At 37.7% G+C, this 18996-nt stretch carries 20 protein-coding genes; all 20 read left to right on the top strand.

Features of this window, described 5'->3' with window-relative positions; all coding sequences use genetic code 11:
- The first annotated feature begins 144 nt into the window (after nucleotides 1-144).
- Nucleotides 145-1623 (top strand): stage IV sporulation protein A, encoded by a 1479-nt coding sequence (spoIVA, locus tag ACNSTQ_RS11370; RefSeq protein WP_275116566.1) that lies wholly within the window; start codon nucleotides 145-147, stop codon nucleotides 1621-1623.
- 188 nt (nucleotides 1624-1811) lie between these two features.
- Nucleotides 1812-2381, top strand: coding sequence for a GTP cyclohydrolase I FolE (gene folE, locus ACNSTQ_RS11365; RefSeq protein WP_418199931.1), 570 nt, complete (start codon nucleotides 1812-1814; stop codon nucleotides 2379-2381).
- A 99-nt stretch (nucleotides 2382-2480) separates the two neighbouring features.
- Entirely contained in the window at nucleotides 2481-2699 is a 219-nt protein-coding gene (mtrB, locus tag ACNSTQ_RS11360) for a trp RNA-binding attenuation protein MtrB (protein ID WP_209122586.1), read from the top strand.
- A 191-nt stretch (nucleotides 2700-2890) separates the two neighbouring features.
- Complete coding sequence (locus tag ACNSTQ_RS11355) at nucleotides 2891-3703, top strand: heptaprenyl diphosphate synthase component 1 (RefSeq protein ID WP_418199930.1); 813 nt, start codon at nucleotides 2891-2893, stop codon at nucleotides 3701-3703.
- A gap of 3 nt (nucleotides 3704-3706) precedes the next feature.
- Entirely contained in the window at nucleotides 3707-4408 is a 702-nt protein-coding gene (gene menG, locus ACNSTQ_RS11350; protein ID WP_418199929.1) for a demethylmenaquinone methyltransferase, read from the top strand.
- A gap of 44 nt (nucleotides 4409-4452) precedes the next feature.
- On the top strand, nucleotides 4453-5316 hold the full coding sequence (locus ACNSTQ_RS11345; protein WP_418199928.1) for a UbiA-like polyprenyltransferase: 864 nt from the start codon (nucleotides 4453-4455) through the stop codon (nucleotides 5314-5316).
- A complete protein-coding gene (locus tag ACNSTQ_RS11340; protein WP_418199927.1) occupies nucleotides 5313-5918 on the top strand; it encodes a UbiX family flavin prenyltransferase in 606 nt (201 codons plus the stop codon). Before ACNSTQ_RS11345 ends, ACNSTQ_RS11340 begins: the two co-directional genes overlap by 4 nt.
- Nucleotides 5915-6772, top strand: coding sequence for a menaquinone biosynthesis protein (locus ACNSTQ_RS11335; protein ID WP_418199926.1), 858 nt, complete (start codon nucleotides 5915-5917; stop codon nucleotides 6770-6772). The genes ACNSTQ_RS11340 and ACNSTQ_RS11335 overlap by 4 nt, the downstream gene beginning before the upstream one ends.
- A 15-nt stretch (nucleotides 6773-6787) precedes the next feature.
- The gene (gene hepT / locus ACNSTQ_RS11330) at nucleotides 6788-7759 is read left to right on the top strand and encodes a heptaprenyl diphosphate synthase component II (protein WP_418199925.1); all 972 of its coding nucleotides are present in this window, start codon (nucleotides 6788-6790) and stop codon (nucleotides 7757-7759) included.
- A gap of 231 nt (nucleotides 7760-7990) precedes the next feature.
- Nucleotides 7991-8434, top strand: coding sequence for a nucleoside-diphosphate kinase (gene ndk / locus ACNSTQ_RS11325; RefSeq protein WP_275116557.1), 444 nt, complete (start codon nucleotides 7991-7993; stop codon nucleotides 8432-8434).
- A gap of 353 nt (nucleotides 8435-8787) precedes the next feature.
- Entirely contained in the window at nucleotides 8788-9561 is a 774-nt protein-coding gene (locus ACNSTQ_RS11320) for a CheR family methyltransferase (protein WP_418199924.1), read from the top strand.
- Between the two features lie 186 nt (nucleotides 9562-9747).
- Nucleotides 9748-10920 carry a chorismate synthase gene (aroC, locus tag ACNSTQ_RS11315; protein ID WP_418199923.1) on the top strand — a complete coding sequence of 391 codons (1173 nt, stop codon included), beginning with the start codon at nucleotides 9748-9750 and terminating at the stop codon, nucleotides 10918-10920.
- A complete protein-coding gene (gene aroB, locus ACNSTQ_RS11310; protein ID WP_418199922.1) occupies nucleotides 10920-12008 on the top strand; it encodes a 3-dehydroquinate synthase in 1089 nt (362 codons plus the stop codon). The genes aroC and aroB overlap by 1 nt, the downstream gene beginning before the upstream one ends.
- 2 nt (nucleotides 12009-12010) lie before the next feature.
- A complete protein-coding gene (gene aroH, locus ACNSTQ_RS11305) occupies nucleotides 12011-12394 on the top strand; it encodes a chorismate mutase (RefSeq protein WP_418199921.1) in 384 nt (127 codons plus the stop codon).
- A 417-nt stretch (nucleotides 12395-12811) separates the two neighbouring features.
- A complete protein-coding gene (trpE, locus tag ACNSTQ_RS11300; RefSeq protein WP_418199920.1) occupies nucleotides 12812-14326 on the top strand; it encodes an anthranilate synthase component I in 1515 nt (504 codons plus the stop codon).
- The gene (gene trpD / locus ACNSTQ_RS11295) at nucleotides 14319-15344 is read left to right on the top strand and encodes an anthranilate phosphoribosyltransferase (protein ID WP_418199919.1); all 1026 of its coding nucleotides are present in this window, start codon (nucleotides 14319-14321) and stop codon (nucleotides 15342-15344) included. Before trpE ends, trpD begins: the two co-directional genes overlap by 8 nt.
- Complete coding sequence (gene trpC, locus ACNSTQ_RS11290) at nucleotides 15337-16110, top strand: indole-3-glycerol phosphate synthase TrpC (RefSeq protein WP_418199918.1); 774 nt, start codon at nucleotides 15337-15339, stop codon at nucleotides 16108-16110. Before trpD ends, trpC begins: the two co-directional genes overlap by 8 nt.
- Complete coding sequence (locus ACNSTQ_RS11285) at nucleotides 16094-16753, top strand: phosphoribosylanthranilate isomerase (protein ID WP_418199917.1); 660 nt, start codon at nucleotides 16094-16096, stop codon at nucleotides 16751-16753. The genes trpC and ACNSTQ_RS11285 overlap by 17 nt, the downstream gene beginning before the upstream one ends.
- On the top strand, nucleotides 16731-17927 hold the full coding sequence (gene trpB / locus ACNSTQ_RS11280; protein ID WP_418199916.1) for a tryptophan synthase subunit beta: 1197 nt from the start codon (nucleotides 16731-16733) through the stop codon (nucleotides 17925-17927). The genes ACNSTQ_RS11285 and trpB overlap by 23 nt, the downstream gene beginning before the upstream one ends.
- The gene (gene trpA / locus ACNSTQ_RS11275; RefSeq protein ID WP_418199915.1) at nucleotides 17927-18727 is read left to right on the top strand and encodes a tryptophan synthase subunit alpha; all 801 of its coding nucleotides are present in this window, start codon (nucleotides 17927-17929) and stop codon (nucleotides 18725-18727) included. The genes trpB and trpA overlap by 1 nt, the downstream gene beginning before the upstream one ends.
- The last annotated feature ends 269 nt before the right edge of the window (nucleotides 18728-18996 follow it).

Below are 18996 nucleotides of genomic sequence, written 5' to 3'. Positions count from 1 at the left end.
TGCAACACATATCTTTTATAATATTTTCATTCTTTTTTTAAGGGTTGTCATATTTTTTGGACAACGACATAAGTATGTAATGTCCAACAATTACGGTGCTAGATTGCAAACTTCTAAATTTATAAATGATCGGGAGGGGATCACGTGGAAAAGATTGATATTTTTAAAGATATCGCTGAACGTACAGGTGGCGATATATACCTAGGAGTGGTAGGGGCAGTTCGAACAGGTAAATCTACCTTTATAAAAAAGTTTATGGAACTTGTTGTAATCCCCAACATTGAAAATGAAGGTGACAAAGCTAGAGCTCAAGATGAGTTACCACAAAGTGCTGCTGGTAAAACGATTATGACAACTGAGCCGAAATTTGTTCCGAATACTGCAGTTTCCATTCATGTTGATGAGGGATTAGATGTAAATGTTCGGTTGGTAGATTGTGTAGGTTATGCTGTTCCAGGAGCTAAAGGATATGAGGATGAAAACGGTCCTCGGATGATTAATACACCTTGGTATGAAGAACCAATCCCGTTCCAAGAAGCAGCAGAAATTGGAACGAGGAAAGTAATTCAAGAACATTCCACTTTAGGTGTTGTTGTTACGACGGATGGTTCAATTGGTGACATCCCACGTTATGATTATCTTGAAGCAGAAGAGCGAGTAATTGAGGAATTAAAAGAAGTCGGGAAACCATTTATCGTCGTTATAAACAGTGTTAGACCACATCACCCTGATACAGATTTACTTCGTCAGGAAATTTCTGAACGTCATGATGTACCAGTACTTGCTATGAGTATTGAAAGTATGACAGACAGTGATATTAACAACGTTTTAAGAGAAGTGCTCTTTGAATTCCCAGTTCATGAAGTCAATGTAAATCTTCCAAGCTGGGTAATGGTATTAAAAGAAGAACATTGGTTACGTCAAAGCTATGAAGAAGCGGTAAGAAGTACAGTAAAAGACATTAAACGTCTTCGTGATGTGGACCGTGTTGTTGGACAATTTGGAGAATATGATTTCATTGACCAAGCGGGTCTGGCTGGAATTGAAATGGGGCAAGGTGTAGCTGAAATTGATCTTTACGCTCCAGATGATTTATATGACCAAATCCTAAAAGAAGTGGTCGGTGTTGAAATCCGAGGTAAAGACCATTTGCTTCAGTTGATGCAAGACTTTGCTCATGCGAAAGCTGAATATGATCAAGTGTCCGAAGCACTTCGTATGGTAAAACAAACCGGTTACGGGATCGCTGCACCGGCGATTACTGATATGAGCTTAGATGAGCCTGAAATCATTCGTCAAGGGTCTCGATTTGGCGTACGCCTAAAAGCAGTTGCGCCGTCCATTCATATGATTAAAGTTGATGTTGAGTCAGAGTTTGCACCAATTATTGGTACAGAAAAACAAAGTGAAGAGCTCGTACGTTACCTCATGCAAGACTTTGAGGATAACCCATTATCGATTTGGGAGTCTGACATTTTCGGAAGATCACTAAATTCGATCGTTCGAGAAGGAATTCAAGCCAAATTGTCACTTATGCCTGAAAATGCACGTTACAAGTTAAAAGAAACATTAGAAAGAATTATAAACGAAGGATCTGGTGGACTAATCGCCATCATCCTATAACACAATAACACACAAAAAACAACGGTGCCAGGCACCTTTAGTCCACTAAAGGTGCCTGGCACCGTTTTATTGTTTTATTGTGGATAAGTCTAAATTCATATTTTTTGCTTTTCATGTGATGCTTGTGCTAAAATTTTTTAAGCTTACATATTATGATTGACTTAAGTGTTTGAATGGAGGCATTTATTTTGAATAATAAATTTGACTTAGAAAAAATTCAACAAGCTGTTACGATGATATTAGAAGCAATCGGTGAAGATCCTAGTCGTGAAGGCTTACAAGATACACCTAAACGTGTAGCAAAAATGTATGCGGAAGTTTTTAGTGGTTTAAATGAAGACCCAGCAGAACATTTTCAAACGATATTTGGAGAAGATCATGAAGAGATTGTGCTCGTAAAAGATATTCCTTTCTTTTCAATGTGCGAACATCATTTAGTACCTTTTTATGGCAAAGCTCATGTCGGGTATATTCCAAGAGGTGGAAAAGTAACAGGTCTAAGTAAACTTGCCCGCGCAGTTGATGCAGTTGCGAAAAGACCTCAACTGCAAGAACGAATTACTTCAACGATTGCAGATGCATTAGTTACTGAATTAGATCCTCACGGAGTAATTGTCGTTGTTGAAGCAGAGCATATGTGTATGACAATGCGTGGTGTGAGGAAGCCAGGCTCAAAAACGATTACATCAGCTGTTAGAGGAACGTTTGCTGAGGATGCATCAGCACGTGCCGAAGTGTTATCTTTTATTAAAGAATAAGTAGTTCTTTATGTCATTGACAAATAGTAGGGAATAAGAGATAGTAAGTTTATATTAAAGCTCTTAATAATATTAGAATTTTAAGAAGGGGGCTTTTCAATGAGTTCGGCACAAGATTTTATCTTAATCAAAGCAAAAGAAGACGGTGTAAATGTAATCGGTTTAACGCGAGGATCCGATACACGATTTCATCACCTAGAGAAATTAGATAAAGGTGAGATTATGATTGCTCAATTTACAGAGCACACATCAGCGATAAAAGTGCGCGGTAAGGCAGTTATTCAAACAAGTCATGGTGAGATGGATACTGAAGTATAGTAAATTAGAAAAGCAGGTTTCCCCTGCTTTCTTTTATTGTTTCAATAAAAAGGTAAGCCTTCCATAATGAAATCATAGTGACTTTTTGTGAACGTGTTTATTGACGTTTTACAATTATGCTATAATATAGTTCGACGTTAATGAATACAGAAAAATAACAAGCAACAAAAGATTAACGGGGGACTATATAAATGAATGATCTTAATGAAATGGTGAACGAATGTAAAGAGAAATTTTTTTCGCTCACTGAACACACATTTTTACAAAAATATATACAAAAACCAGAAATTGATGAAGACAAGCTTCGATTTATATATACTATGTTATCTGAGCAAGTACCCGAAAATGACATTAAAGATTTTGCATTAGCTTCCACATTAGTAGATGCAGCTCTTAACACACACGAAAAAGTCTCCCTCAATAAAATTAATTCAGATTATGTGAAAAAAAATCGTCAATTGACTGTTCTCGCTGGTGATTATTTTAGCAGCCTGTATTACTATTTGTTGGCAAATGCCGGGCAAATGTCAATGATCCGCTTATTTAGTATATCCATTCAAGAGATTAACGAACACAAAATGAACATTTATCAGAATGAAAATTTGACATTTGAAGCTGTTCATCGAGATATATGTTCTATTGAATCTGCCATTTTGCAAAATATAGCAGAACACTTTCAGTTAGCTAACTGGAAACGAGTGATTTCTGAATTCTTTTTCTTAAAAAGGCTGATTTTTGAACGAAGTCAATGGTTAGAAGGTAGTAGTATCCTGCCGATTGTTCGAGCTCTAATTCATGACCAGATGAAAATTAAACGTGAGCATTCTTCCAATTTAACAGATGATGAGGTTTTGAAACTCATTAATGAAAAAATCAATGAAGGAAAAGAACGGATCGAGAAGCTTTTAGAAGACCCATTATTTCAACATGATGTTATAATGAAACAAATGGACCTACTTTTCTCGCCATTAAATCATAGTGAAAAAGTTGCGGAAGAAGGGTAAATAATGACACAAACAAAAGAACAACGCGTACATCAAGTCTTTGAGTCGATTTATAAAAAGTACGATATGATGAATTCTGTTATTAGTTTTCAACGCCATAAAGCGTGGCGTAAAGACACGATGAAAAGGATACAAGTGAAAGAAGGTAGTCAAGCGTTAGATGTTTGCTGTGGTACAGCAGACTGGACGATGTCTATGGCTGAAGCTGTTGGACCGAATGGCAAAGTGTATGGATTAGATTTTAGCAAAAATATGCTGACTATTGGTGAAAAGAAAGTTAAAGATGCAAAATTTTCACAAGTGGAACTTCTTCATGGAAATGCAATGGAACTTCCGTTTGAAGATAATCAATTTGACTATGTAACGATAGGTTTCGGTTTGAGAAATGTACCTGACTATATGACAGTGATGAAAGAAATGTATCGTGTTCTCAAACCAGGTGGAAAAGTCGTCTGCTTAGAAACATCTCAGCCAACACTTATGGGGTTTAAGCAATTATATCTTTTTTATTTCAAATTTATTATGCCGATCTTTGGAAAGATCTTTGCAAAAAGCTATGATGAGTACTCTTGGTTACAAGAATCGACATTGAACTTCCCAGGTAAAGAAGAACTGGCTAACATGTTCCGTGAAGCTGGTTTTAAGGATGTACAAGTTAAATCGTACTCAGGCGGAGTATGTGCCATGCATTTAGGAACAAAATAGAAATAGTAATCTTCAAAGAGAGAAGTAGAATTGGGGAAATTAAAGTGATTAAAAAAATAAAAATCATCCTGGAAATGATCAAATTTGAACATACGGTATTCGCCTTGCCATTTGCATTTTTAGGTGCAGTTGTAGGCAGTATAATGGTGAACGGTTCTTGGCCGACCCTTCACCATTGGATATGGATCACATTAGCAATGGTTGGAGCAAGAAGTGCAGCTATGGCCTTAAATCGTCTAATTGATGAGAAAATTGACAAGCACAATCCTAGAACAGCTGACCGTGCAATCCCTGCCAATCTTATTTCAAAACTAGAGGTTATTGCGTTTACTATTTTATCTTTCGCACTCTTAATTTATTCCTCTTACCAATTAAATTTACTTGCTGTTTATTTATTACCGATTGCCGTATTCTTTCTTTTTATTTATTCGTATACGAAACGGTTTACATGGGCTTGTCACATTGTCTTAGGAATTACAATAGGTATTGCACCTTTAGGTGGCTGGGTCGGTACGACGGGTACTCTTCCATGGGTGGCGGTATTATTATTTTTAGCAGTAGTATTCTGGATTGCAGGTTTTGATGTCATTTATGCAACACAAGATGCAGATTATGATAAAAAAGCAGGCTTATATTCGATCCCAAGTTACTTCGGCATTAAAAAAGCGTTACAAATTGCTAGAGGTCTTCATGTATTAAGTTTTATTTCTATGTTAGCCATGTTTTTTGTTAGTCCATTAAGTTGGGTTTATCTGTTAGGAGTACTTATTGCTGGTGGAATTATGGTGTACGAGCATATGATTATATCAGAGGACGACCTATCCAAAGTAGGTGTAGCGTTCTTTCCAATGAATGGAATAATTAGTATTGTCATGTTAGTATTTACTATAGGAGACTTACTATTATGAAAAAATTCGATGGAATTTACACAGTTGGTATAACCGGAGCAAGTGGTGCCATTTACGGTGTCAGACTTGTTCAAGAATTGTTAAGGCAAAATTACAAAGTGCATTTGATCGTAACCGAAGCAGGATGGCAAGTGTTTCGTGAAGAACTAGAATTAGATACATCTAATCGTAATAAAGTGATCAACCACTTATTTAAAGAGAACGATGAACAGTTCTCTTATCACACTCTTCAGGATTTCACAGCACCTATTGCTAGTGGTTCTTACCAAAATAATGGAATGATTGTTATTCCATGTTCAATGGGAACGATGTCAGGAATTGCTCATGGTTCTTCTAAGAATTTATTAGAACGCACGGCGGATGTCATGCTAAAAGAAGGCCGTCCGTTAATTATTGTGCCGAGAGAAACACCGTTAAATCAAATTCACTTAGAAAATATGTTAAAAATCTCAAAAGTTGGCGGAAAAATTTTACCAGCCATGCCAGCCTATTATCAAATGCCAAAGTCGATGGATGACCTAATAAACTTTGTTGTTGGAAAGGCGTTAGATAGTTTAGGTGTAGGGCACGAGCTCTTTACCCGTTGGGGGGATCAAAAGTGACATTAATCGTCGGGGAAATTTCCTATACAAATATTCTGCCTATTTTTTACTATCTAGATCGTGAAAAGTTAAACGATCTAGATTGTCGTTTTGTTCCGCAAATACCAGCTGAATTAAATCGCGGTATGGCTAATGGAGCAGTAGATGTAGGTGGGATTTCATCATTTGCTTATGGAGAAAATTTTGACCGTTACACACTTTTACCGAACTTATCTGTTTCTGCTTACTCCAGGGTCGGATCACTTTTTTTATTTTCAAAGGTGCCGATTGAAGAACTCAACGAAAAATCAGTTGCCTTAACATCGAGCTCGGCGACGACCATTCATTTACTTAAAATTATATTAGAACGGTTCTATGAGTTTTCAGTAGAATATGATGTTATGAAGCCAAATTTTGAAACCATGCTTGAAACACACGATGCGTGTCTATTAATTGGCGATGATGCAATAAAAACGGTTTGGAATAAATCAGATCAATATTATATGTATGATATAGGTCAGCTTTGGTATGAACATACGGGATTACCAATGACTTATGCGGTTTTTGCTGTGAGAAACGAAGTTCTTCAGGCAGAAACTGAAAAGTTGAGTGTATTATATGAATCATTTATAAGTAGTAAAAGGAAAAGTATTGATATAAACTATCTGCCGATGATTAATAGCATAAAAAATAACTTTGGCGGAACTCAACAGTTCTGGGAACAATATTTCAAAGGTTTATCGTATGATCTTAATGACCAAATGTTAAAAGGCTTAAATTATTATTATCAATTAGCATATGATTTAGGCTACTTAAAGAAAAAGGTACAAACTATTTCATTATGGAGTGCTTTTGACCATTGTCATTCCATGTAGTTTAGGGTGGAAGAAATGAAATTAGCAGACGTATATTATAAGTTACAGAAGGATATTAACATCATCGAGAAAGAATTAGAGCTGACAGTCCAAGCGGATCATGTCACTCTAAGTGAAGCTTCCACTCAACTACTCAAAGCAGGTGGAAAGAGAATACGTCCTGTCTTTGTCTTGTTAGCAGGAAAATTTGGTGATTATGATATTCATTCATTAAAAAATATTGCGGTTCCACTCGAACTGATTCATATGGCGTCATTAGTTCATGACGATGTCATCGATGACGCCGAAACTCGGCGAGGTAAGCGGACCGTTAAAGCACAGTGGGATAACCGTGTAGCTATGTATACTGGTGATTATATCTTTGCGCGTGCACTTGAAATATCCATGTATTTTGAAAATCCTAGGATCCACCAAATACTCTCCTACGCGATGATGGAGATGTGTATTGGTGAAGTGGAGCAAATCCGTGACCAGTACAATTGGAATCAAAACTTTAGAAATTATTTACGACGTATAAAAAGAAAAACAGCACTATTAATTGCAGTTAGTTGTGAATTAGGAGCGATTGCTGCAAATGCTCCTTTACATATTCAAAAGCGCCTCTATTATTTTGGTTATTTTGTCGGTATGAGCTTCCAAATTACAGATGATGTTCTAGATTTCATTGGTACTGAGAAACAACTAGGAAAGCCGGCTGGCAGTGATCTATTACAAGGAAACATCACATTACCTGTTTTATATGCAATGGACAAAAATCCAGAAATTAAGCGGCTCATTATGGAAACTCTAGATGATCCGTATGTTGATAAATTAGACATCGGGAATATATTGGATGAGATCAAAAATTCAGGTGGAATTGAATATTCGCTTCAAATCAGTGATACGTATTTAAACAAAGCATTTAGGTGCTTAGAGGATCTACCAGACATTGATGCCAAAAAATATTTACACGAAATTGCAAGATACATAGGAAAACGAAAGTTTTAATGAACGGTCCTATGTTTTCTTAAAAATAAATGAACTTACGCATGGTAGTCCTTAACAGGCCTCATGCGTTTTTTTGTTGTGTCACCGTTTCTCATCTATAGTATAAAAAGGTTGTATGTCCATATGTTATAATTCTTATATAATGTTTCATTTATTGTATAATTCGCCCAAATTTGATATAATCGAAAAGGCTTGTACATAAACATGAAAAATGAGAGGTAGGGTTTTATAATGGAAAGAACGTTTTTAATGGTTAAACCAGACGGAGTTCAACGTAACTTGGTGGGAGAAATCGTTTCTCGCTTTGAAAAGAAAGGTTATAATTTAGTAGGTGCAAAATTGATGACGGTTTCAAAAGATCTTGCTGAAACTCATTACGCTGAACACAAAGAGCGTCCTTTCTTTGGTGAGTTAGTTGATTTTATTACTTCTGGACCAGTATTTGCAATGGTTTGGGAAGGTGAAAAAGTAATCTCAACAGCTCGTACGATGATGGGGGCTACTAATCCTGCAGATGCTGCACCTGGAACAATCCGTGGTGATTTCGCTGCACAAGTTGCGATGAACGTTATTCATGGTTCTGACTCTCCTGAAAGTGCAGTTCGTGAAATCGGTATTTTCTTTAAAGAAGAAGAGTTAAACACTTACGATAAAACAATTAGCAAGTGGGTTTAATAATAAGTGGGAAAGGCATCTAATTGTAGATGCCTTTTCTTTTTTTAAAAGGTAAGAATATCTAATTCGAAGATGTCTAGCTCCAGCGCTCAGCGAAACTTCGCTCACCTTCTTGCGAAAAGTCCACATCGCCTCATTGTATTCATCGTGTTTCCTTTATCTCACACGGCGAGATTCAGTCCGTACGTCGCTAAACGGGCGCTTGCACTTTTCTTATCTAAAACGTGAGATAGCTCTATTTGTACTTATAATATTTTTTGAAATCGTACGGATCTTTTATTTTTTTGTAGTTTTATCGGGAAAACTGTGATAAAAAGTAATAAATAAGTTTGTTTTAGAGGAGACAGCAAGACATGAAATGTGATTATAACGAGTTTATTGATAACGTTAAAAGAAAAACAGGAATCGATTTAAATCTGTATAAAGAAGCGCAGATGAAGCGCAGATTAACATCCCTTCGTGAAAAAAAAGGCTTTAATGATTTTAGTAGTTTTTTTCAAGCAATGTTAAAAGATGAAAAATTATTTGATGAATTTCTTGAACGTATGACGATCAATGTATCAGAATTTTATCGAAACCCTAAACGATGGGAAGTGTTAGAAAATAAAATATTGCCGAGGCTGTTAAAACAAAATCCTCGTCCGAAAATTTGGAGTGCGGCGTGTTCAACAGGAGAGGAACCGTATACTCTCGCAATTATAATGAGTCACTTTATGCCATTGTCCCAAGTTTCTATTTTAGCGACAGATATTGACCGAGCGATTTTAGAAAGAGCAAAGGTTGGATTTTACGCAGAGCGATCCATAAAAGATGTTCCTAAAGAAGTGCTGTACAATGCATTTAACAAAGATACTATCGGTTATACCATTAAAGACGAAATTAAAAATACGATTAAATTTAGGCAAGGCAATTTACTTGCAGACCGTTTTGAATCGAACTTTGACTTAATCGTTTGTCGAAACGTCATGATCTATTTCACAGAAGAGGCAAAGCATGAACTTTACCAGAAGTTTAGTGATGCGTTAAGGCCTGGTGGAATTCTTTTCGTAGGAAGTACCGAACAAATATTCAATCCGCAGACGTATGGTTTTGAAACGGAGGATACATTTTTTTATCGGAAAAAGTAATGAAAGTACAAATACATACTAGTCCATCTTTCTATTTCAAAAATTTTCTGATAAACTGAAATTTCTAACATAAAAAAGCTAAGTTGTAGCAGAATGAAAAATTTGTTAAGACAAAGAAATAAAGTTGTGCTATAATTTAGTGCATAAAAGCGCTAAAGAGAGAATAGGTTGGAGGAGGAGTAAGATATGAGATACCTTACAGCAGGAGAGTCACATGGACCGCAATTGACTACAATAATCGAAGGTGTTCCCGCTCATCTAGATTTATTATCTGAAGATATTAACGTCGATTTAGCTCGTAGACAAGGTGGACATGGTCGAGGACGCCGTATGCAAATTGAAAAAGACGTTGTTGAAATATTAAGTGGAGTTCGCCACGGGAAAACGACAGGCGCGCCGATAACACTCGTCGTCGAAAACAATGACTGGAAAAATTGGACGAAGATAATGGGTGCAGAACCATTAACAGAAGATGAAGAAAAAGAAATGAAGCGTAAAGTGACACGTCCAAGACCAGGTCATGCGGACCTCAATGGTGCGATTAAATACGGTCATCGCGATATGAGAAATATATTAGAACGTTCCTCAGCACGCGAAACAACGGTTCGTGTTGCGGCTGGAGCTGTAGCGAAAAAAATTCTTAAAACATTTGGCGTAGAAGTCGGTGGACACGTCCTCGAAATTGGTGGGGTAAAAGCTGAACAGACGTCTTACACATCTATAAAAAATTTACAAGAACGTTCTGAGTCTTCCCCTGTGCGCTGTTTAGATGAAGAAGCTGGACAGAAAATGATGAATGCTATCGATCAGGCAAAGAAGGATGGAGATTCAATAGGTGGAGTGGTTGAAGTAGTAGTGGAAGGTGTTCCTATTGGTCTAGGAAGTCATGTTCATTACGATCGAAAGCTGGATGGAAAACTGGCAGCAGCTATTATGAGTATCAATGCTTTTAAAGGTGTAGAGATTGGAGTCGGCTTTGAAGCTGCTAGAAAACCTGGTAGCCAAGTCCACGATGAAATTTTATGGGATGAAGATAATGGCTATACTCGTAAAACGAATAACCTTGGCGGGTTAGAAGGCGGAATGACAAATGGAATGCCTATTGTCGTGCGTGGAGTAATGAAGCCTATTCCAACTTTATATAAGCCTCTTCAAAGTGTCGATATTGATACGAAGGAGCCTTTTGCTGCGAGCATAGAGCGTTCAGATAGCTGTGCGGTTCCAGCCGCATCCGTAGTTGCAGAAGCTGTTGTCGCTTGGGAAATTGCTAATGCACTACTTGAGAAATTCGGCAGCGATCGTGTAGATGAAATAAAGGAGAATATAGAACGCCATGAAGAGCGAGCGAGGTTGTTCTAATGGAACAATTACACATAAACACATCCTCAAAACAATACTCTGTATGGATTGGTGAAGATATTCGCTTTAAAGTGTCTGATTATATTCCAAATCCGCTAAAACAAAACGTGTCGTCTGTTTTAATTATTACAGACGATAAAGTTGCTCCATTGTATTTACGAGATGTAAAGAGCGGATTAAGTGATCGGTTCGAGATATTCGAATATATCGTGCCTGCTGGAGAACAATCGAAATCATTTCAGCAATACTATGATATACAGTCGTATGCATTAGAAAAAGGGTTAGATCGACATTCACTAGTAATCGCATTAGGTGGAGGCGTTATCGGTGATCTTGCCGGCTTTGTTGCGGCAACTTATATGCGTGGAATACCATTTATTCAAGTTCCGACAACATTACTTGCACATGATAGTAGTGTAGGCGGGAAAGTGGGAATCAATCATCCGTTAGGTAAGAATATGATTGGTTCTTTTCACCAGCCAGAAGCGGTGGTGTATGATCCACGAGTACTTCAAAGCCTTCCGTTACATGAATGGCGATCGGGGTTTGCTGAAGCGATTAAGCATTCTTTAATATGGGATGCTCAGTTGTATCTATGGCTTCAAGATCATATAGACGATTTTTCAAACATTAAAGGTGAATTAGCAGAACAATTGCTGTTACGTTCAATAGCTGTGAAAGCTGCGGTCGTAAGTGAAGACGAAAAAGAAAACGGCATCCGTGCGATCTTAAATTTCGGACACACTTTAGGTCATGCCATCGAAAAGGAACTAGGCTATGGCAAAATGACTCACGGTGAAGCAGTAGCAGTGGGTATGATTTTTGCCATGCGTTTAAGTGAACATTATTTCAAAATTTCTTTACCAGTATATGAAGTAAAAGCGTGGTTAACTAAGTTAGGATATAAGACAGATGTTCCTGCTGAATTAGACCCTAATCAATTAGTACATACAATGAAAAAAGATAAAAAGGCCCAAAAAGGAGTCATCCGAATGGTCCTAATGAAAGAACTAGGGAGAGTAGAGGTTGTTAGTGTTGATGAAGAGCCAATCAAAGAGCTGCTCTTAAAGTCTATTAAGGGGGAGTAGAAATGATTAGAGGAATTCGAGGCGCAACAACAGTTGAGGTAAATGAAGAAGAGGTTATCTTGGATGCAACAGAAAAATTATTGGAAACAATGATTATCAAAAATGGGATTAAGTCAGAAGATGTTGCCCAAATTGTTGTGACAGTCACTCAGGATTTAAATGCGACGTTCCCAGCAAAAGCATTACGACGATTTGAAGGGTGGAAGTTTGTACCGATTATGTGTGCACTTGAAATCCCGGTGCCGAATAGTCTGCCGATGTGTATTCGAGTGATGATTACGGCAGAAACTGATGTACCTCAAAGTGAAGTTGAGCATATATATTTAGAGAACGCTATTTCACTTCGACCAGATTTACAATTGACAAATAAAGAAGACTCAAGGTAAGATTACATTAGTTGAGATGAGAGTTTAATTTTAGTTTAGTTGTATAGAATATTAGTATATACTACATGAAAAGAAACTCAAAAGATGAGTTCTTTAGAATAGGTTTATTTAAGAGTAGAGCAGAGATGAGAATGAATAGTTGAGTAGAGCTGAGCAGAGCGAATAGGTTTATTAATGATTCGGCTGACTCTAGTGAAGGGTGTCAGGTGCCTCAATACGAAATGTTAGTGCTGATTGTTTCAACAGCACCGCTATTTTCGTATGGTTTTGGGGAGCTGGGCACTATAGAGTCAGCTTTTTATATTTAGATTTAATTAATGGATGCTAAATTCATAGCAGTACGGATGTTCTAGCCTCTGTTTCTCCGCTATATGTCTCACATTCATTTTCACTCACTTATATGAAGGAGTGAAAATCATGTTAAATACCTCATTATCTTCTTACTTAGAAGATGCCAATCAATTCAAAACAGTTCCCGTTATTAGTCATTTATTTGCTGATACGTTAACACCCATTCAAATTTTTCGTCAGTTAGAGCAAGATGCGGTTTACTTACTTGAAAGTAAGGATGAGCAGTCGCCATGGTCAAGATTTTCATTTATTGGCCTTTATCCAAAGTTGTTTTTAAGCAATCATGGGGATGATTTTTTTATTAAAGATCAAAACAAGACCATTCATACTACTTCTTCTTTTCAATTAGCATTTGACTATGCAACAAAATATGTGGATGTGAAACCAATTAAACTTCCAATCCCCTTCCATAGCGGTATGGTCGGATATGTATCATATGATGCGGTAGAGCAATTTGAACGTGTGCTTGCTCAGGAGGAGACAAACAAGGAAACGGTTCAATTTATGTTCTGTGAACTAGTTATTGCATACGACCATCACAAAAAAGAAATGTATTTAATTTCTCTTCCTAGTTCGGGTCAGAATGATGAAGAAAACAAAAAGATCTATAACAAAACCGTCGAAACGATGAAAAATGTTGTTGCACAAATGATGGATGGTTCCAAAGACAAGCGAGTATTACCACCGCCGACATACAAAGTCGATGTATCGTTTGAGCAGGTTCGTTCTAACTATAAAAAGGAACAATTCCTATCAGATGTTGAAAAAATTAAAGAATATATTCGCGCTGGAGATGTGTTTCAAGCAGTGTTATCGCAACGGTTTGAAGTGGATATCGACGTTAGTGGTCTAGATATTTACCGAGTGTTAAGTATGGTAAATCCTTCCCCTTACTTGTTTTATATAAAAATTGGTGGCAACGAAATTATCGGTAGCTCTCCAGAACGACTTGTCCAGATTCAAGACGGACATATGGAAATTCATCCGATCGCTGGAACGAGGCCGCGCGGAAAGTCAGTAGAAGAAGATCAAGTGTTAGCTCAAGACTTATTATCGGATGAAAAAGAACGTGCCGAGCACTATATGCTCGTAGATCTTGCTCGTAATGATATCGGCCGAGTAGCTGAATATGGTTCAGTTGAGACGCCTGTCTTACTAGAAGTCGGGAATTTCTCACATGTTATGCACATCATCTCTAAAGTAACTGGGAGATTGCAAGAAGGTATTCATCCACTCCAAGCTTTCTCTTCTTCATTTCCTGCTGGAACAGTTTCGGGGGCACCGAAGATTAGAGCAATGGAAATTTTAAAGGAAATTGAACCGACAGAACGAGGAATTTATGCAGGGGCGATTGGGTACTTTGGTTTTGATGGCAATATTGACTCGTGTATCGCAATTCGCACATTAGTGATAAAAAACAAAAAGGCTTATGTTCAAGCTGGTGCAGGAATCGTAGCTGATTCAATCCCAGAAAATGAATATGAGGAAACAAGAAATAAAGCAAAAGCACTTTTACATGCTGTTCAATTAGCAGAGGCTATGGTTAAGAGAAATGCGGAGGAGGCGATTGGTAATGTTTAAAGACATATTGCAAAAATGTATTCGTGGGGAAAACTTGTCAGAACAAGAAGCAAAATCAGTAATGGATGAAATAATGACTGGTACAGCAACACATAGTCAAATTGCTAGCTTGCTAACATTATTGAGATTTCGTGGTGAAACTTTGGAGGAAATGGTCGGTTTTGCAAAGTCAATGAAAGAGCATGCTATATCGATTCCTCACAATGAAAAGGGTGTAATTGACACATGCGGAACAGGCGGGGACCATGCGAAAACATTTAATATTTCAACAGCCGCTGCTATAGTATTGTCTTCGCTTGGTACGACAGTTGCAAAGCATGGCAATCGATCCGTTTCTTCGAATAGTGGCAGTGCAGATGTTTTAGAACATTTAAATATTGAAATCCAAACAACTCCTGAAGAAGCAGCTCTTGTACTAGAACAAAAGAAAATGAGTTTCTTATTTGCTCCACTTTACCATGTCGCAATGAAAAATGTTGCAACGCCTAGAAAGGAATTAGGCTTCAGGTCGATCTTTAATTTATTAGGTCCATTAACGAACCCAGCTAATGCAGAAGCTCAATTAATCGGAGTGTTTGATGAAAAGTACGGTGAATTAATGGCTCAAACACTTAGAGAGTTAGGAGTTAAAAGAGCAATGCTCGTAACAGGTGCAGAAGGCTTAGATGAAATTTCAATCGGTACTAATACCTTTGTAACGGAATTGAAGCATGGGGAAATTACAAAATATGTTCTGACACCGGAAGATGTTGCGTTGCCGCGAGGGACTTTAAGTGATATTCAAGTAAATACTCCTCTCGAAAGTGCAAACATGATCTTAAATGTTTTCCAAAACGGAAAGAATGAAGCGGCTAAAAACATTGTGGCCTATAACGCTGGAGCAGGTTTATATATATCGGGTAAAGTACCATCTATTAAAGAAGGTGTTGAAGAAGCACAAAAAGCACTTGAAAATGGAACAGTATATAACCAATTTATGAATTTACAACAAAAAAAGGTGGAGAAAATCGATGCTTAAAAAAATTATACAAACAAAGATGGAAGAACTTGATCAGTTAGTTTTACCGCCAGGCCTATCAGTTGAACGCAGATCTCTTTTTCAGCACCTTTCTCACCCGAATCGTAAAGTTGGTTTAATTGCGGAAGTGAAAAAAGCGTCTCCTTCAAAAGGTGTGATAAAAGAAAACTTTCAACCTGTGGAAATTGGTAAAGCTTATGAAGAGAGTGGCGCTGATGCTATTTCAGTCTTAACGGACCGCACATATTTTCAAGGGCATCGTAGTTATTTAACAGCGATTAAAGAAGAAGTAGATCTTCCAGTTTTACGTAAAGACTTTATTATTAGTCCACTTCAAATTGAGGAAAGTGTGCGTATTGGAGCAGATGCTATTCTATTGATTGCTGGTATTTTTGAAGTAGAGAAGTTAAAAGAATTATATACAATTGCGTACGAAAAAGGTCTTGAGTGTTTAGTCGAAGTACACTCAAAAGAAGAGTTAGAAGAAGTTTTATCCGTGTTTACACCAGAAATTATCGGTGTTAATAATCGCAATTTAAAAACGTTTGAAACGTCATTAGAGCAAACCGAGAGACTAAGTTCTTTAATTCCAAACAACAGTCTATTTATTAGTGAAAGCGGAATTCATACTCATGCAGACGTTGATCGTGTATATAGAGCAGGAGCAAACGGAATATTAGTCGGGGAATCGTTGATGAGAGCGAGTTCTCCTGCAGAAGGAATTCAAACATTATTTGGGGGAGAAGCAGTTGCAAACGAAGCTTAAATTTTGTGGAAATCACTCATTACATGATGTTAATAACGTTATAAACTCCCAAGCTGAATATATCGGTTTCGTTTTTGCAGAAAGTAAGAGAAAAGTCACAGCTGAAGATGTGAACAGCTGGTTAAAAAGTGTTCCAACTAACCACACAAAACGAGTCGTTGCCTTATTCGTTAATGCAACCATTTCGGAAATAGAAGAGATAGTTTCCAAAGTGCCTGTTGATATTATTCAATGTCACGGGCATGAGACACCAGAACTTGTTCAAGAAATTAAGCAACGGGTGAAAAAAACGATTTGGAAAGTCATTCATCATAAAGAAAAGGCATGGCAAAACATGAGCGACTATGCGCCTTTTGTTGATGCGTTTATCATTGATAGTAAAGTCAAAGGCCAATGGGGTGGAACAGGTATTACCTTTAACTGGGGGCATATTCCAAAATACATTGAGCAAGGTAAATCTTTGCAAAGACCTGTGTTTATAGCAGGTGGAATTAATCCTAGTAATGTCGATGAGTTATTAACCTACTACCCTGATGGAATCGATATTTCTAGTGGAATAGAAAAGGACGGAACAAAAGATAAAACATTGATCAAACTGATCGAAGAGAGGATTACTAATCATGATAACCAATTATCCAGATAAACGTGGCAGATACGGGCCTTTCGGTGGGAAATTTGTACCTGAAACGTTAATGAATGCAATTGAAGATTTAGAAAAGGCACTTGATGAGGCTCTGCAAGACCCTGCCTTTTTTGAAGAATACCACCACCATTTACAAGAGTATGCAGGACGGGAAACTCCTTTAACCTATGCTGAAAATATTTCTAAAGAATTAGGTGGCGCTAAGATCTATTTGAAACGTGAGGATTTACTTCATACGGGCGCACATAAATTAAATAATGCGATGGGGCAAGCACTTCTTGCCAGACGAATGGGAAAAAAGAAAATCGTTGCAGAAACAGGAGCAGGTCAACACGGGGTTGCGACTGCCACCATTGCAGCGCGCTTTGGTTTAGAATGTAAAGTGTTTATGGGAGAAGAAGATATCGAACGACAGAAGCTGAATGTTTTCAGAATGGAGCTGTTAGGAGCGGAGGTCATTCCGGCTACTTCCGGTAGCAGAACCTTAAAAGATGCAACAAACGAAGCCATCCGTTATTGGGTTGGAAACGCTGAAGACACATTTTATTTAATAGGATCAGTCGTAGGTCCACACCCGTATCCGAAAATGGTTCGTGAGTTTCAAAGAATTATAGGTGATGAGGCTAAAAAGCAAATGCTAGAAGTAGAAGGGCGTTTACCTGATGAAATCGTTGCCTGTGTAGGTGGGGGAAGTAATGCGATTGGAATGTTTTATCCATTCCTAAACGATGATGTGAAATTGATTGGAGTTGAAGCTGCTGGTAAAGGGGTAACAACTAATCAACATGCTGCAACAATTACAAAAGGAACAAAAGGTGTAATTCACGGATCGCTTACGTATTTACTTCAAGATGAAAATGGACAAATTATTGAGCCATATTCCATTTCTGCGGGGTTGGATTATCCAGGGGTCGGGCCTGAACATGCGTACTTAGCAAGCATTGAGAGGGCGTCCTATGAAGCGGTTACAGATAGCGAAGCACTTGAAGCTTTAAAAAAATTATCGCTATCTGAAGGGATTATTCCAGCCATTGAAAGTGCCCATGCATTAGCAAAGGCATTTGAGCGAGCAAAACAATTAACAAGTGATGATATAATCCTCGTATGTTTATCCGGTCGAGGCGATAAGGATGTTCATACGTTAATGAAAGCAGAGCGAGGTGACCAAGAATAATGCAACGATTTCAACAATACGTTCAAAAACAAGATCAATCACTATTCATTCCTTTTATTATGGCTGGTGATCCAACACCAGAAGCAACGATCGAATTGGCGCTAACTTTACAAGAAGCGGGTGCACATGCGCTTGAACTTGGTATCCCGTATTCAGATCCACTTGCCGACGGGCCAGTTATTCAACGAGCAGCGAAACGAGCACTAGCACATAAAATGTCACTTAAGAGAGCATTAGAGCTCGTTCCGATTATGCGCGAAAGAGGACTGGAAATCCCAGTCATAGCGTTCACGTATTATAACCCAGTTCTTCAATTTGGTGAACGGGAATTTATGAATAAAGCAAAAGAGTGTGGGGTAGATGGACTGCTTGTTCCAGATATTCCGTTTGAAGAAAATGAAGAACTCGCTCAGTTATGCGAAGAAAACGAGCTGCAGTTTATTTCACTCGTTGCGCCGACATCCAAACAAAGAATTGAAAAAATAGCAAAATCAGCAAAAGGCTTTATCTATTGTGTGTCCTCATTAGGGGTGACAGGAGTTCGAAACGAGTTTCATCCTAAAGTTTATGAATTTTTAGAAGACGTCCGCTCATATAGTAAAGTGCCAGTTGTCGTTGGTTTTGGAATTTCCAACAATGAGCAGGTACAGCAGTTACAGTCCCATTGTGATGGTGTAATTGTTGGAAGTGCGATTATTCGCGAGGTTGAGAATGTAAAGGAGCTTCTTGAAGATGAAAAATTAAGAAAAGATGGACTTTTTCATATAAAAAGGTTTGTCCTTTCGCTCATTTCATCGTAACATAGTATTATAGATTTCTTACTGTAAACCGCTAAAGTCTTTTTGATCGGTATGTCAACTTTTTGAATAGAGGCTGACTCGAAAGCGAAATGTCAGATACCGCTGTATCTTTTTCATTGCACCTTAGGAAGCAATGAATATAGGTATTATGGATGTCTGCATGTCAGGGTCGGCCTCGAACTTATTTATATACTATCTGTTGGGGGAAGTTTAACCTTAGATAGTATAAGAAAAGCTAAGGCGTACGATTTTGACTTAGTTAAAATCAA

It is taken from the genome of Alkalihalobacterium sp. APHAB7, assembly GCF_048323755.1.
Taxonomy (GTDB): domain Bacteria; phylum Bacillota; class Bacilli; order Bacillales; family Bacillaceae_F; genus Alkalihalobacterium.
This window is presented reverse-complemented; position numbering and strand designations above follow the sequence as displayed.

Excerpts from the sequence above, each read along its gene's own strand:
- mtrB (WP_209122586.1), top strand. The coding sequence starts at position 2,481 with ATGAGTTCGGCACAAGATTTTATCTTAATCAAAGCAAAAGAAGACGGT.
- ACNSTQ_RS11355 (WP_418199930.1), top strand. The coding sequence starts at position 2,891 with ATGAATGATCTTAATGAAATGGTGAACGAATGTAAAGAGAAATTTTTT.
- menG (WP_418199929.1), top strand. The coding sequence starts at position 3,707 with ATGACACAAACAAAAGAACAACGCGTACATCAAGTCTTTGAGTCGATT.
- ACNSTQ_RS11340 (WP_418199927.1), top strand. The coding sequence starts at position 5,313 with ATGAAAAAATTCGATGGAATTTACACAGTTGGTATAACCGGAGCAAGT.
- hepT (WP_418199925.1), top strand. The coding sequence starts at position 6,788 with ATGAAATTAGCAGACGTATATTATAAGTTACAGAAGGATATTAACATC.
- ndk (WP_275116557.1), top strand. The coding sequence starts at position 7,991 with ATGGAAAGAACGTTTTTAATGGTTAAACCAGACGGAGTTCAACGTAAC.
- ACNSTQ_RS11320 (WP_418199924.1), top strand. The coding sequence starts at position 8,788 with ATGAAATGTGATTATAACGAGTTTATTGATAACGTTAAAAGAAAAACA.
- aroC (WP_418199923.1), top strand. The coding sequence starts at position 9,748 with ATGAGATACCTTACAGCAGGAGAGTCACATGGACCGCAATTGACTACA.
- aroB (WP_418199922.1), top strand. The coding sequence starts at position 10,920 with ATGGAACAATTACACATAAACACATCCTCAAAACAATACTCTGTATGG.
- aroH (WP_418199921.1), top strand. The coding sequence starts at position 12,011 with ATGATTAGAGGAATTCGAGGCGCAACAACAGTTGAGGTAAATGAAGAA.
- trpE (WP_418199920.1), top strand. The coding sequence starts at position 12,812 with ATGTTAAATACCTCATTATCTTCTTACTTAGAAGATGCCAATCAATTC.
- trpD (WP_418199919.1), top strand. The coding sequence starts at position 14,319 with ATGTTTAAAGACATATTGCAAAAATGTATTCGTGGGGAAAACTTGTCA.
- trpC (WP_418199918.1), top strand. The coding sequence starts at position 15,337 with ATGCTTAAAAAAATTATACAAACAAAGATGGAAGAACTTGATCAGTTA.
- trpB (WP_418199916.1), top strand. The coding sequence starts at position 16,731 with ATGATAACCAATTATCCAGATAAACGTGGCAGATACGGGCCTTTCGGT.
- trpA (WP_418199915.1), top strand. The coding sequence starts at position 17,927 with ATGCAACGATTTCAACAATACGTTCAAAAACAAGATCAATCACTATTC.